General features: G+C 42.4%; 10 protein-coding genes. 6 read left to right on the top strand and 4 right to left on the bottom strand.

The window, feature by feature from the left end; genetic code table 11:
- Positions 1-3: 3 nt before the first annotated feature.
- Entirely contained in the window at positions 4-585 is a 582-nt protein-coding gene (locus ALT761_RS14455; protein WP_129739684.1) for a hypothetical protein, read from the bottom strand.
- A gap of 362 nt (positions 586-947) precedes the next feature.
- Between ALT761_RS14455 and ALT761_RS14450 the strand changes: the two genes are divergently transcribed.
- From ALT761_RS14450 to ALT761_RS14440, 3 genes are all read left to right on the top strand, one after another.
- Positions 948-1,682 carry an SDR family oxidoreductase gene (locus ALT761_RS14450; RefSeq protein WP_013783162.1) on the top strand — a complete coding sequence of 245 codons (735 nt, stop codon included), beginning with the start codon at positions 948-950 and terminating at the stop codon, positions 1,680-1,682.
- 121 nt (positions 1,683-1,803) lie between these two features.
- Positions 1,804-3,969, top strand: a complete 2,166-nt coding sequence (locus ALT761_RS14445) for a TonB-dependent siderophore receptor (protein WP_129739682.1) — start codon at positions 1,804-1,806, stop codon at positions 3,967-3,969.
- 510 nt (positions 3,970-4,479) lie between these two features.
- Entirely contained in the window at positions 4,480-6,492 is a 2,013-nt protein-coding gene (locus ALT761_RS14440) for a TonB-dependent receptor (protein ID WP_129740658.1), read from the top strand.
- A 290-nt stretch (positions 6,493-6,782) separates the two neighbouring features.
- Here the strand turns inward: ALT761_RS14440 and ALT761_RS14435 are convergent, their stop codons facing one another.
- A complete protein-coding gene (locus ALT761_RS14435) occupies positions 6,783-7,838 on the bottom strand; it encodes a hypothetical protein (RefSeq protein ID WP_129739680.1) in 1,056 nt (351 codons plus the stop codon).
- A 341-nt stretch (positions 7,839-8,179) separates the two neighbouring features.
- On the opposite strand from ALT761_RS14435, the gene ALT761_RS14430 reads away from it, so the two are divergent.
- Positions 8,180-8,695 (top strand): Mpo1 family 2-hydroxy fatty acid dioxygenase, encoded by a 516-nt coding sequence (locus ALT761_RS14430; RefSeq protein WP_129739678.1) that lies wholly within the window; start codon positions 8,180-8,182, stop codon positions 8,693-8,695.
- A 201-nt stretch (positions 8,696-8,896) separates the two neighbouring features.
- On the opposite strand, the gene ALT761_RS14425 is transcribed toward ALT761_RS14430, so the two are convergent.
- Entirely contained in the window at positions 8,897-9,553 is a 657-nt protein-coding gene (locus ALT761_RS14425) for a crotonase/enoyl-CoA hydratase family protein (RefSeq protein WP_013783167.1), read from the bottom strand.
- Between the two features lie 384 nt (positions 9,554-9,937).
- Between ALT761_RS14425 and ALT761_RS14420 the strand changes: the two genes are divergently transcribed.
- Positions 9,938-10,534, top strand: coding sequence for an ECF-type sigma factor (locus ALT761_RS14420; RefSeq protein WP_013783168.1), 597 nt, complete (start codon positions 9,938-9,940; stop codon positions 10,532-10,534).
- A 45-nt stretch (positions 10,535-10,579) separates the two neighbouring features.
- Positions 10,580-13,909, top strand: a complete 3,330-nt coding sequence (locus tag ALT761_RS14415; protein ID WP_129739676.1) for a serine/threonine-protein kinase — start codon at positions 10,580-10,582, stop codon at positions 13,907-13,909.
- Positions 13,910-13,974: 65 nt separating this feature from the next.
- On the opposite strand, the gene ALT761_RS14410 is transcribed toward ALT761_RS14415, so the two are convergent.
- Positions 13,975-14,373, bottom strand: coding sequence for a helix-turn-helix transcriptional regulator (locus tag ALT761_RS14410; protein WP_129739674.1), 399 nt, complete (start codon positions 14,371-14,373; stop codon positions 13,975-13,977).
- Between the last annotated feature and the right edge of the window lie 194 nt (positions 14,374-14,567).

The raw sequence follows: 14,567 nt of genomic DNA, 5'->3' as shown, positions 1-14,567 counted from the left end.
GTGTTACCCCTGAACCTGTAAAACGGCGAATTCAATCAGTGTGATAAGCGAGAGCATAACCAGTGGTGGCCAAGGCTTTTTAGCAAAAAAGATGAGGCTTAACGGGGTTAACCAAAAAGGGACTATCAGCCACATTAAAAATTGGCTCTTCACATCAAGAGGTGTATTGGAAAGAAAAAACAGACTAATTAAACTGCTAGTGAACAGCGCAAAGGGAAAACTAATCAGTGTTGCACCTATCGTTTTTAACCACCAGTGCGGCTTAAACGTACTGTAACTTTCATCCCTGGTGAGCCCTGTACCGCGAGAGCGTCCAGACTTAAGTGGCACCGCGTAACGGGTAAAGAAGGGGATAGTTCCCAACAGCAGCATACACAGTGTGATAACGGTATAGATGGCGGCTGGTAATGAAAACGTCGAACTGAATATTACCGTGCTTAAGACCAATAGCGTCAATGAAATTAACAGTGCGATGTTAAATGATAATGGCTTTTTCTTAAACCATTGTTGGTTTGGACAGCCCGCGTAAAACACTAGAGTAGCCAGTAAACAGACGAGTGCGCCTATAGATATTGCCGAGTTCACCTTTATTGCTCCTTGCAAATAGGACTGTGACTTATGCGCGCTTTTTGCACAAAATAGTTTAAAGTTGCAGTAGACTAAAGTTTAACTTTCTCCAATGCAAATAAAAATGATTTTTATTTGCAAATTTACATTTTTAGATCATAAATCAAAAAAATAATACAAAATCAATTGCTAAAGCTCAGCTTAAAAACACATCGCCAATCACCTTAGGCAAGATTTCACAAACCAAAATCAATCTTTCTGCCTTTGGTGTGGGTATGAATTTGTAACTAGGATTGCTCCGTAGTTAATGCAGCAATAGTTAACCCAACAATTGAATCCGTATTGGCTCAGGATTTAAACAATTAAACAGCAGGTGGCATATGAAAAATGTAAGAGTAGCCTTGGTAACAGGTGGCGCGAAAGGCATTGGCGCAAGCATCGTTGAAACGTTGGCGGCGAATAGTTTTGCCGTGGTAGTTAATTATGCCAGTAGTAGTGATGCTGCAAACGAACTTGTTGAACAGATTAAAAGCAAAGGTGGACAAGCGATTGCGGTAAAAGCTGATGTGTCGAAAAACACTCAGGCACAAAGCTTGTTTGAAGCAGCGTTACAAGAATTTGGTAAGGTGGATGTACTGGTGAACAATGCGGGCGTGATGGCGCTTTCACCGTTAGCCGATACGAGCGATGAAGATTTTAACAAACAGTTCGACGTTAACATGAAAGGTGTATTTAACATGCTCCGGTTAGCATCGACCCAACTTCATGAAGGCGGAAGTATCATTAACCTTTCCACCAGTGTAGTGGGGCTTAAATTAGAGCGCTATGGTGTGTATGCCGCGACTAAGTCAGCGGTAGAGACCATGTCCGCTATCTTGTCAAAAGAGCTAAGAGGTAAAAATATTTCGGTGAACTGTGTCGCGCCAGGGCCTACGGAAACAGACCTGTTTACCGAGGGGAAATCTCAAGAATTCATCGATAAACTTGCCAATATGAGCCCTATGGAAAGGCTAGGGCAGCCTGAAGACATTGCTAATGTAGTTGGCTTTTTAGCTAGCGATGAAGGGCATTGGGTAAATGGGCAAGTATTGCGGGCTAACGGTGGGATTGTTTAACGTATTGCGACAATTATTTTAATGAAGGTAAAGTTCTTAGCACTTAATTGAAAATGATTCTCATTTGAGTTAGGGTGTGCGCTAGATTTCTAGCCCTTTATACTTTAGTGGAATATAAATAATGTCGCGCAACGCTACCTCACTTGGAATTTTTCTTTCTGGCTTATCTGGTGTTGTTTCTCTAGGGCTTAGTTCTGTCGTTCATGCTCAAGCCGCAGTTTCAGCGCAAGAAGTTGAAACTGACACGGTAGAGCGTGTTGAGGTAAAGGGCAGGGCGCAGCAGTTTTATTTAGATACCAAAACTAAAATTGGTACCAAAACCGATGCCGATCTCATCGATATTCCCATGTCTGCACAAGTTCTAAGTGCGCAACTTATTGCTGACCAAGCTGCGCGTGATATTACTGACTTATATCGCTCTATCGCTGGTGTCAGCGAGTACAGCTATTCCGGCGTGACATTTCGCGGCTTCCGAGATGAAGACAACGTATTTTATGATGGGGTAAGGGGCGATCCTTACTCAGGTTTCAGTGTACCTGACTTATTTAATGTGGCCAGAGTAGAAGTGCTGAAAGGCCCTGCGGCAGCATTATACGGTGGTGGAGAGCCTGGTGGCATGATTAATTACGTCACCAAAAAACCTACGTTCACCCAGAATAAAGAAATTACCCTAACAGGTGGAAACTATGACCTTCGTGGTATTTCAGGTGAAGCTACAGGTGGGCTAAGCGAAGATGTAGCCTATCGAATTGGTGGTTTTTATGAAGCCCAAGATAGCTTTAGAAATAATGCGGATATGGAAAATATCGAACTTACTGGCGGCTTGCTTTACGATGCTAGCGACAATACCCGTTTAACCACTACCTTCGATTACATTGTACAAAACCTAGGTGGCCACCGACTGCGTGGCGTGCCGGTAGATGACGAGGGAAATTTCCTTGTTGATTTAACCTATAACGCGAACGAAGAAAGTGACTTTCAAGATATGGAGGCATTCGTCTTTCAAACCCAGCTAGCACACACCTTCAGCGACACATTCAAGGTTAGTTCTACCCTTCGCTATTTAACGAACGAGCGAGATCAGGCTTATCACGAGTCACGAAGTTGGGTTGATGTTAACGGCGACGGCGAAGCTAATATTGATGACCAGACTATTCAACGTGAATATCGCGACCAATACCGTGCTAATGATGAAGTTAGCTTAACCACCGACTTTGTTTACGATTTCAACGCAGCGGGTATAGAACATCAATTCCTATTTGGTGGCGATTGGCACTATATGGACACAGAGTACGATTACTTGCGTGCTCGCTATGAGGCTGACGGTGTTGCCAATCTTAATATTTTCACCTTAAATTATGGTGAAACAGACCCAAGTACTTATAACCTGACAGACCTAGAAAGAGACGGCATACGTCGTAATCGCCAAGGGTTGTATGTTCAGGATATGGTGAACTTAACAGATAATATTATTGTGATGGCTGGCGCGCGCTTCGATAGATTTGACGAGCGAGATAAAGAAACTGGCACCGAATACGATGATTCAGACGTTACGTATCGTGCTGGAATTACGTACAAGCCTTTTGACGCCATGTCGGTGTACGCCAACTATTCAGAAAGCTTTAACCCCGTTGACGCCACTGACCAAGCTGATGCCAATGTTACTGCCCTTGAACCTGTTAGCGGCGATGCCATTGAGTTCGGTGTGAAAAACGAGTGGTTAAACGGCAGCATTATGACCACATTAGCCGTGTACCACATTAGTAAAGAAAACTTAGTGTATAGCAACCCAGACTATATCGAAGGTGTGAATGACGATACAGAATCGGCGCTCATCAACTTTGGGGTGGTGGAAAGTGACGGTGCTGAATTTACCTTGGTAGGTGATATAAGCGACACCATCAGCGTGACTGCAAATTACGCGTATAACGATACTATTGTAGTTGACGGTAGCTCAAGTAACACGTTTGGTGCGGGCGATAGATTTGTGAACGCGCCACGTCATCAAGCAGGCTTATGGACAAGGTATGCCATTAATAGTATCGACTCTTCGATTGCTTTTGGGGTGAATTACGTGAGTGAGCAAATAAGTGCAGATGCGCAAAAGGTAAAACCTTTCACTGTGTTTGATGCAAGCTGGACGACACGATGGGACGCGGTTTTACTTAGCGTAAACGTGAATAACGTGTTTGATAAAGAATATGCAGTAAGCGGATTTAGCGAAAGGAATGGCCACTTCCCAGGGCAGCCTCGCGAAATTATCGCCCAGCTTCAATATAACTTTTAAATAATGTTCAGCCGGTTTACATGGTTATCCATTCACAGTCGGGTGGGGGTTAAGCTTTCCATCCTGCTGTATGAAAAATAGAGTATATCCACGCGCCTATCCACTCTTGATTCAGTGCAGGAGTTATTTACCGTGATAAGGATAACTTACGGCACCGCTTGTATCTTCATCCCAAAACAGGAGGGTATTTAGATGGGGGGAGCTGGACCCTACACCTATCTCTCTCTTTTAGCATTGAGTAAAGGCTCCCTTCTCTACACGTTCCTAATACCGATATTAGTTTTCCTTACAAAAAATCCTGAATGTGAATGTTTATCATTTGTGTTTGTGGTAGCATCCGTTTTTTTGAAAGCTATTGTCAGTATTTTGTAAAGGAACACATTCATGCAACGCAGCCGCACGTCAGTAAAAGTTCGTTTAGGCCTTAAGTTAGGCAAAAGTTTGGGTCTAGGCTTGGGCCTCAGCGTTGGGGGCATTGCATTATCGAATGCGGCCTACGCAGAGGAAACAATGACAAGCGAAAGCGAAGTAGAAGTTATCAATGTAAAAGGTACCTATTTCAACGACTATAAGGTAGGCGATGCTTCTGGCGCCATGCGTGCAAATGTTTCGTTACTTGAGACGTCTCAAGCGGTAACGGTCATTCCTGAAACTATTATCGATGAGCAACTTGCTACCACGTTGGGCGAAGTACTCAATAACGATGCAAGTTTGTCGCCGGGCTCTAAACAGCGAAACCGTGAAGTGTTTAGTTCACGAGGCTTTGAATTAAGCTCATCTACTGGTTATTTGCGCGATGGGCATCAGCATTGGTCGCACTACCAACAGCCTATAGAAACGCTTTCAAGAGTAGAGGTCATTAAAGGCCCATCTAGTATTTTATATGGTCAGTCTGCACCTGGTGGTCTTATCAACATGGTAACCAAGCAACCTACCGCGTCTCGCTTATTAGAAGTCAGTGCAGACACCGACCAATATGGTTCTACGCGATTTATGTTAGATGCTGGTGGCGAGATTACCGAAGACACCGGCTATCGCGCGGTATTAGTAAAGCAGGATGTTAATTTTGATCGCGAATATCAAAATGGCGAAACAAGAGAGCGTGATCGTTTCCTTGGTTCATTGGTGCTTGAGCATAAAATTAATGACAGCTTAATAGTGAATGCTTATTACGATCGCACTAACGATAAAGCGGGTTTAGATACCGGCGCATGGTTAGATGAAGATGCTAATGTAATTAGCAATAGAAATACCATTAACGATTTTTCTTGGGCGTTCACGGATATCCACGTTGAGAACAAAGGCGTTAAGTTAACTTATTTCATGAACCCAGAGTGGCAAGTGAAGGTGGGGTACAATGAGCAATCGTTTGAAAGACAACGTTTTGAATCATCGCCTCGTCTTCCTTCTGATTATGAAATTGGTAACAGCTATACCTCTAATCCTTACGATCGTTCAGACGATTGGCAGTTTAAAACAGCATTTATAGATATTAATGGTGAAGTATCGTTTGGTGGTATCGAGCACAATATTCTGATTGGTGCGAACGCACTAGATTATTACTACGGTCAACTTATCGAAAGAGGGGATTCAATCACTTACACCGTAGGGCAACCCGAACCGGCCAAACCAGATTTAAATTTCAATAATGATGTAACGTTAAGTACCACTGAATACGATTATTACGGTGTGTATTTTCAAGATTTGATGACCTTTAATGACCAATGGCAAGTTGCTATTGGCGGGCGCTTCGATAAGCAAAGCCGTGAAGGTGCTGACAACGAATCTTTATTACCAAAAGTTGGCGTGTTGTATCACCCAACTGAAAACAGCACGGTATATGTGAACTACTCAGAAGGGTTTGAGCCTCAATCAAGTGAAACCATTGAAGACGAACTCGACCAAAATTTCGGTATGGAATTAGATGCAACTACGTCTAAGCAAGTAGAGTTAGGGGCTAAGTGGGAAGTATCAGACCGACTACTCGTGAGTGGTGCTCTTTTCAACATTGAAAAAACTGGCACCTTGATTTCTGAGCAGCTGTTAAATGACCCCTTGTATACTACTGTAACTACGCAATCTGGTAAGCAAACTCACCAAGGTTTAGAGCTTGCAGCACAAGGTGCAGTTACTGATAAGTGGTTTGTGATGACATCAATGATGTACTTAGATGCTGAGTATGAAAAAGACGAGAACTTTGAAGGCAATACGCCAGTTGATGCGCCTAAATGGTCAGCGTCATTATGGAGCCGCTACGAAGTTACTGAAAAATTAGCATTGAATGCGGGTATCTTTTACCAGGGCGAACGCTATGCAGACAATGCAAATACTGTGTTAAAAGACGCATATAGTCGTGTCGATATAGGTGCTACATACCGAACTGATATTATGGGTAAACAAGTTGATGTAAGGCTAAATGTAGAAAACGTGTTTGATACCGATTACCTTGTTGGTGGCGGCATTAACAACGTTACTATTGGCGACGGTGCCACCGCACGTATAGAATTTAAGACGTCTCTGTAATAGCGGTTGGTACTGTAAAATGAGTACCTTAAAAATGAGCACTGTAAAATTAAGCACGGTAGAAATTAGTACGCTAAAAACAGTACTGTAATAAAAAGCATCGCCTTAGCTTGTTCAAGCTAAGGCGATGCTTCATTCACAAACTATCTATCGCACTATTTGAGTAATAATGGGCTATGAAATACCTTTGCCCTAAATCGCTTCACATTATCTTCCTTCTACAATAATCAAGGCTGCAAAGAACCTTCGTCTCTCCATCATAATTTACTGACTTTATTCTCTTGTGCTCGTTAATCTCGCGCGTATTTATCAATATTGTCACTAGTTGTTTCAGTGCTTGAATCGCCAAGTGTTAAGTATCCAGAATTTAGAGATTCCACAAGGTCATTCGGTGCATCTACACATAAATAGACTTCAGTTGGGCGTTCACAAAAGGTACCCATTAGCGTGAACCAGTAAACGGGTGCTGAAAAAGTGAGCTTAATATTTGCGGTGCCCCGACCCACTTTCAATTGTTCTTTGTCACATTCCCACTTACCTGCCTCACAGGTTTGAAGGTGAGATAAGGGGATAAAAAGCAAATTGAAAAAACTGGCATTCACCACAAGGTGATTGTTGTGGCAATAAACAGAAAAATGTCTGCTAATCCGATGACTTGCCGTAACACTAACGATGCCGTAGAAAATGACTGACCCGACAATAATGGCGGCAATTTCACTCCATAATATTAACAAAGAATAAGACACATACGTCACCGCCACTAAACCTAACAATACCAATGCGAAATGCCACCGTTTGGCGCTTAGCAGCGATAGGTTAGCTAAAACGGGCGTGTGGGCTTTTGTGAATTTAGGAATAGCGTAATACCAACTCGCCGGCTCGCTAGCCATTATTAAGGTAACTTCTCTTTTCTTATCGTCTGCATCAATGTTGTCAATTAGCGCGTTAATCCGTGGGTCACCTTTAAGCTTTCTTGATTTCCAAAGCATGGAAACCACGTGATAGATAACCACAAACTCAATAATAAGCAGTACGGCGATTACCGGATAGCGCACCCAGCTTAAAAATTCAAAGTAGCTAGCAAGAGAAACCGGCATTGAATAGCGTGCCACAACACTGGCGAGACTAAAGGGAATGATGATCTTCCATTTTTTCTGCTCACTGACCTTAATAACGCAGTACCAAAACAGAGCTGGTAGAACAATGAAGTAGGCAAACAGGAAGCCAGCAGAAAGTATCTGGTCGAATGAAGAATTAATAGTCTCTGGTAGTAGTATGAAGCCTAAAGTGTAGGTGGCTATAGCAAACAGTAAATAAAGTACTCTAAAGCGAACGGCCTTGCGCATGAAACATCCTTGTTGAGTTTATAACTTTATGTTTTTATTATTTAATCACTACCTTAGAAGGTAATTTATATTACGCAATAAGGCAATTTTAAGTGATATTGGCGTAGAAGACTTTTCTTTTAATCTGAGGTTCGGCCTACTAGTACCCACCCCGTGATGCACTATTTCGAAATATTTGAAGAAGATACACAAAGCGAAATAAGTGCATTAACTTCACTTGTCTATCTACGCTATCCCCTAGTTTGTTATCAATTTGAATTAATTGTCGGCTTTACGACAGTGTGAAGTGCTTTTTCTCTATAGTCTCTTTTCAGTATAAGAAAAAGTTTATAGGTAGCTAAATGAAAACGCTTGAGCAGCATCTAAGTGAGTACGCAAAATATCATAGAGATCAGCGTAATATTTTCACCCATTACATTGGTATTCCCCTTATTGTTTTTGCGTTTTTAAGCTTGTTAAGCCGCCCGGCTTTTGAAGTGACTGCGCCAGTTGTAGGGGCACTATTGCTAAGCCCTGCGTTATTCGTGTGGGTCATCGGTAATGTGTTTTATTTAAAGTTAGATGTGAAGTTAGGTCTTACCATGGTGGTGTTAACCGGGGCATTGCTTTACATCGCACAACCTTTAGCACAAAGCGCAACGTGGGTATGGCTATCTGTCTCAATTGGTATATTCGTAGGTGGTTGGATTTTACAATTCGTTGGCCATCATTTTGAAGGTAAAAAACCAGCCTTTGTAGACGATATTATGGGGCTAGCCATTGGACCGCTATTTGTGGTCGCCGAGCTTGGTTTCGAACTGGGTTTGCGAGGAGAGCTTCAAGCAAAAATTGAAGAAACCTCAGGTGCAGTGCATTAGTTACCGGTTTAGTATGTAAAACTAGAATGGCACCTCAAGGGTGCCATTTATTATTAGGCTACTTCCACCTAAATGGATTCTAGGTGTATTCTAAGCACTTTTTTGCGTACTAGTTACGTTGAATACCTAAGCGTTGAATATCTAAATTTTGATACTTAAGTTTTGATGCCTAAGTCTCAATTCCTAAGTAGGAAGGCGAGACTAGCCGCGCATTTTAGATAGGGTTTCTTTGCGAAGTTGTAGCTTAGATTCAGCAAACGCTTTTGCAGGCAACATTTTAAGCTTTTCAGCATAGCCCATAGCGGTAGCGAGTACTTGCTCTTGCGGCACTGCAGCATCTAAATAGCCCACTTTTACCGCATCCTTCCCTTGGTATACTCGCGAAAAGAGTAACGCTTCTGTTAATGAAGTAGGGGCTAAACGTGATTTCGCCAATTCCATCCCAAACGCAGGCAATACCATACCAATAGCGGTCTCGGTTAAGCCATATTTGGTGTCGCCATCTTTACCAATACGTAAGTCAGCGGCCATCAAGAATATTGCGCCTAACGCAATACTATGTCCTTCAGCAGCAACAACAAGGGGTTTAGGGTAGCTGTACAGTCTTATAATTAAATCGGCGCCTGCTTGCACTAATTTTACTTGCTCGGTTTTATCTTCGGCTTTCATCACTGAAAGGTCGAAGCCGCCGCAAAACTTATCGGCACCGCCATACATCACTACGGCATCAGCGTTTTGCTCAGCTTCATCTAGTGCGTTATTCAATGCGTCAATAAGAGAAAAGCCTACTGCGTTTACCTTGCCGTCATCAAAGGTAATCAGTGCTACCTTGTTTTCAATTTTTAATTCGAAAGCCATTACTGCCTCTTTGTTATTAGTTCTATAGGTGGAGTTTGTTTTTAGTGGTGCAAAGAAGCAAGTTTTTTTAAGTAATGCAGGGAAGTAGTCATTGCTTATAAACGCAAAAACAGTAGTATTCTGCCGCCCGCTATATACGCTGTTTGCGTAGCTGAAATAGCCTTGAAAATTCACTATCTAAGCCCTTTACTAGGGTGAGTTCTTTTTTCAGAGTCGTGAGGGATGAGTGTAAGTGATTGTTACTAATAATAAATGATTATACAGCAGGTGGGTTTAGCCTTTTTGAATTATTAATTAAGATAAAGTGCATTTAAGCGTTGACTAATCGCCATATTATTTCTATGTTGGTCATTAAAGTGATTAGCCAATGCGCTAGGCAGCAGTATGGAAGATGTACATTTGAGGGATACAAACGGCGAATTTACCGAAGTGCTAAACGCTTGGGTAATCAATAACGATTTAAAAAGTGCCAATCAGCTCCGTAGTATCGTTTATTATCATTTAAAAGGCATGGTTAAAAAGCAGATCAGCAAAAAAGCGGAGTCTGACAATGCGCTAAGCCTGCTCGATAAACTCCCCAATACCACCTCACTTCTTCATGATGTCATTATCAAACTGACTGCGCCTGATGAAATCTTTGAGAACAGACAGCAGTTTTATGCTTCCTTGGCAGTTTTTGTTCGCTGGATGTTGCAAGATGAAATTAAGAAGCGTTCTGCAAAAAAACGTACAAACGATTTAGAAGACGTGGTGCAGATAACCGATGCTTCTATCGACTCGGGTTTATACCTTAGTTTCGACAATGCGTTATCCTCACTCGAAAATGTTTCTAAGCGTTGTTATCAAATTGCGCTTCTTCACTATTATCTTGGGCAAAATGTAGGGGAAATAACCTCTCAACTCAATTTAAGCGAGTCTACGGTTTACAACGAATTGTCGGCGGCAAAAGCTTACCTTAGGGTTCAGTGCGAAGCCGCCTAGTCCTTCCCTCCATATTGTTGTTCAGATAAATCAAAAGAGCTATTCATGAAGTTTGAAAATGCCTTACTCTTTTTTCAGCACCTTATTGGGTTGGACGAAGCTAAAATGCGAGAAAATTTGTCGCAGTTATGTTCAAAAGAAGACCCGCTATTTGATGAAACCCTGGCATTAATCAATGCCCATTATGCGAATAAACAACAAAGCGGCTTCACTCAGTTAGTAGGAGCTCAAGCCGATTTGCTGTGTGACGATAATCACGCGAAATCCCTAGAAGGTAAACAAGTGGGGCCTTATCTGCTGAAGCAAAAGCTTGGCGAAGGCGGAATGGGCGCGGTGTATTTAGGTCAACGAAATGATGGGTTGATAGAACAAAAAGTCGCGGTTAAGTTTGTTTTCGCATCAATTGCAGATTTAGCGGGTGATAACTTTATACAAAAAGAAGCGCAGCATTTAGCCAATTTAAACCACCCTAACATCGCTAAAATTTATACCGTCGATGTCACTGAAGAAGACGTACCTTATTTGGTGATGGAATACATTGATGGTGCTCCATTGTCTGAAGCAACGTTATCAAATAGACAGAATTTATCGCACACTACTCACGCCTACCTTTCAGTATTAATGAAACTGTGTAGTGCACTGTTTGAAGCACATCAATGCGGTATTATTCACGCTGACATTAAACCGTCGAATATTATTGTAGATGAACACAACCAACCAAAGTTACTCGATTTTGGTATTTCACACTCGTTAAGCCATCCAGATAATCAACAACTAACCGCCGTCAGCAACGATTATGCTAGTCCACAACAACAAAGTGGCAACCAGGCAAAAGTTACCGATGACATATATGCGCTGGGTAAAGTAATGGCGTTTATGTTTCAGCATCATATGCTCAATGCTGAATTTGAGGCAGTAATTGAAAAAGCCACATCTACCGACCCAAAGGATCGCTTTCAAAGTGCTGAGCAATTTAACGATGCACTTGAATGTTTATTCGCCAATAGGCCACTTAAGTGGTTCAAAAGTAGCAAGTCATATTATTACAAAAAATGGTTTCAACGTTCGCCCACTACTGCAATATCGGCCGTCATTATCCCTTGTGTGCTAGCGATAGGGGCTGCTGCGCTATTCATGCAAAATAAGTCGCTAATTCAAGAATCGAGGAAAACACAGCAGACGCTTTCCTTTTACGACGAGTTATTTTTAGCGCACTCACCACAATCAGAAGGCGGCGGCGCATTGAGTGCCGCTGACTTTATTAATCATGGTGTTGATATCGCATTTTCGACCTCATTGAGTGATAGTGAAACCCGTGCATCAATTATTGCCACCTTATCTCAAACGCTATTGAACTTAGGATATATAGAGAAAGCAAAGTACGTTATTGAGCGATTGGATACGGATGGTGCCAGCGGTGCATTGATGCAGGCAAAAATAGCCTATTACCGTGGTGATTTAAGCAGCGCCACCCACTGGCTTACCAAATATAATAACGATTTACCAAGTACGTTTGAAAGCGAATTCCTTAACGCTAAGGTCGACTACGCTGGCACACAAAGGCCGCAAGTGCTAGATACTCTGGCGCGTCTTCTGAATAATTTCGACAAACAAATGTTGCCGGAAGACAAGTTTAGATTGCAAAAATTTCAGTGGGAAGTTTTGCTTAAACATGCACCTGCCAAGTTACTTGATAGGGTTGAGCTGCCCTTACCAGCAGATATGCCGGCTCACCAAAAAGCATGGTTTGAAGGTATGAAGTCATTAGTGCTAGCCAAAGCCGGCGATAGGAATGGTGCCGCATCACGAATGAAATCATCGTTGGCGTTGGGTGAGCAAGCCTATAATGCAACCAATCCAGAGCTCGCGCAATTATATGGATATCTATTAGAAACCGCGTCGCTAATAGACGACCCTCTTTTGGTAGAGTTTTTATTGAGTAAGCAGCAAAGTATTTACCTTGCACTCGCTCCCTTATTTGAGGAGCAATTAATAAAAGTTTATGAGCAGCAACACAACTATTATGCCTACGGCAAAATGTATGCTCAGAGTGTGTCTTTTATTGAATCTGCGGTTGCGTTGTGCGGGCAAGGCAACCGGTGTTCTCGATTAAAGGTGAAACAAGCGATGGCCTTGTATCTTGTCAATGATTTCACCAGCGCGCTATCGGTTATCAAGTCAGTAGAAATAGAAACACTGAGAAATAATGGCGGCGTATCCGACGAGAATTTAACAGCTTCTCTTTCATTTTTCTCGTCGTTAGTGACAGTGAATAGTGAAATAGGTTTGGGATTATCAGTGAAGCAAGCCGATATTTATGCATTGGCGGAAAAAGACACCTTGGGCGAGTATACCGCTTATATTATTCATACTGCTCTACGCGCCGGCTTTACTGATTTAGCGATTGAATATGGGCTCACTCATACTCAGAACGATGATATTGAAAGACATTTAGCACTGGCCTCGGCGTATGCGGTTAAAGGAGAAGCCCTAAAAGCGGAGGAAATGTTAGCAACGTCGACTTCGCTTCCCATACGCAAAGAGTATGCTGAAACGCTTGCCAGTATATTGTCCCCAGAGGCGTTAATAACACCTGATTTTAAGACTCTTAATATGATGGTGTTAGAGGGGCAAAATCGCGTGGTGAGTAATCGAAGAGTTGCTGGGGTTACCGCACCAACTCACGGGGATAACCTTAAGATGGGTACGCCTTTTACCTTTAAGTGGAATAAAGAGGCCCTTAAAGGCGAGAGCATTTCTTTGTATATCAATCATAAGTTAAATTTTGAAGCCAAAGCATTTGATTCATTTGAAAATATACAAGGGTTACGCTGGCAGATGTTTGCTAAGCATGTGCCTAATACGGGTGAAGTAGAAATCGATCCCTTCTTTCTTATGGCAAATGGTGGGCAGGGCTTTAAAGTAATGATGGTGTCAGATGAAGGCTACTGGTCACTCAGTGACGGCTCATTCGGTGTACAAAATGGCACAGCGATAGATAACGGCATTACCCATACTATCAACCCCCGTTTATTAGTTGATGCTGTGAGTAAACCTGAAGCTTCTGAGGTTTATAATGTGGGTGAGCGCAATACCATAGAGTGGGACAATGCGGCGTTAAAAGGCGATGCCGTGGCGATATATGTTCTTCACGACAATCCTATAAATATTGGTAGCGGGCGCAACGCGCAGATGACTACTGTGCTGAAACGACGTTGGTATTTAGTGGCGAGTAGGGCACCGAACATAGGTAATTACGGGCTCGATCCAGCGCAATTTAATGGTCAAGGGAATGCCTACAAAATACTTATTATAAGTGATTCAGGATATTGGGCTGTGTCTGACGAACGGTTTACGGTGGTTAATCCTCATTAAGATCATCGATAAACACCTAAGAGTAACCTTGCTTTTAAGCCTAGCGAAGGCGCAGCGACAACTGGTTAACGGTATGCCTCAAAGGCCTTTGCATCATCGTTTTGGGTAAAAGTTACGGGGCTCACACCTTCATATTTTTTGAACAAGGTAGAGAAGGTTTTGTGTTCATAGAAACCGAGCTTATCGGCTATGGTGGAAGGCCTTTCACCCACTAAGAGCAACTTCCTTGCTTCTGCAATACGCAACGTATCTATGCAAGCCTTAGGCGATTTACCGTAGTGTTTCTGGCATAAACGCCTAAGGGTCGACACGTCCATATTCAGGGCGTTGGCCATATCACTTACCCGTATATCACATATGTCGTGGCTTACCGCTCTTCTATCTATTTCACAGTTAAGCTGCTGTTCAAATTTCACCATGAACCGTATTTTTCGTTCTGCCCCATTAACCTCACACGACGCCATTGCCCTTCACCTTGTCGAAATTCGCTGTGAGGCTATTGTGTTTTTGTTCCACTTGTTGGGGTAGAAAGAAAATGCGCAGGTATTTTCCAAAAAATTAGAATTTTTTTTGTGTTTACTATTCACGTCATGCTTTTGGTTTTGCGTGGCTTCGATTTATCAGTCTTTAGTTGAGAGCGTTCAAGTTGCGCGATTTA

It is taken from the genome of Alteromonas sp. 76-1 (assembly GCF_900654235.1).
Classification (GTDB): Bacteria; Pseudomonadota; Gammaproteobacteria; order Enterobacterales; family Alteromonadaceae; genus Alteromonas; species Alteromonas naphthalenivorans.
This window is presented reverse-complemented; position numbering and strand designations above follow the sequence as displayed.

What these genes read in the sequence shown, in the direction of transcription:
- ALT761_RS14450 (WP_013783162.1), top strand. Translation starts at nt 948, where the DNA reads ATGAAAAATGTAAGAGTAGCCTTGGTAACAGGTGGCGCGAAAGGCATT.
- ALT761_RS14445 (WP_129739682.1), top strand. Translation starts at nt 1,804, where the DNA reads ATGTCGCGCAACGCTACCTCACTTGGAATTTTTCTTTCTGGCTTATCT.
- ALT761_RS14440 (WP_129740658.1), top strand. Translation starts at nt 4,480, where the DNA reads ATGACAAGCGAAAGCGAAGTAGAAGTTATCAATGTAAAAGGTACCTAT.
- ALT761_RS14435 (WP_129739680.1), bottom strand. Translation starts at nt 7,838, where the DNA reads ATGCGCAAGGCCGTTCGCTTTAGAGTACTTTATTTACTGTTTGCTATA.
- ALT761_RS14430 (WP_129739678.1), top strand. Translation starts at nt 8,180, where the DNA reads ATGAAAACGCTTGAGCAGCATCTAAGTGAGTACGCAAAATATCATAGA.
- ALT761_RS14425 (WP_013783167.1), bottom strand. Translation starts at nt 9,553, where the DNA reads ATGGCTTTCGAATTAAAAATTGAAAACAAGGTAGCACTGATTACCTTT.
- ALT761_RS14420 (WP_013783168.1), top strand. Translation starts at nt 9,938, where the DNA reads ATGGAAGATGTACATTTGAGGGATACAAACGGCGAATTTACCGAAGTG.
- ALT761_RS14415 (WP_129739676.1), top strand. Translation starts at nt 10,580, where the DNA reads ATGAAGTTTGAAAATGCCTTACTCTTTTTTCAGCACCTTATTGGGTTG.
- ALT761_RS14410 (WP_129739674.1), bottom strand. Translation starts at nt 14,373, where the DNA reads ATGGCGTCGTGTGAGGTTAATGGGGCAGAACGAAAAATACGGTTCATG.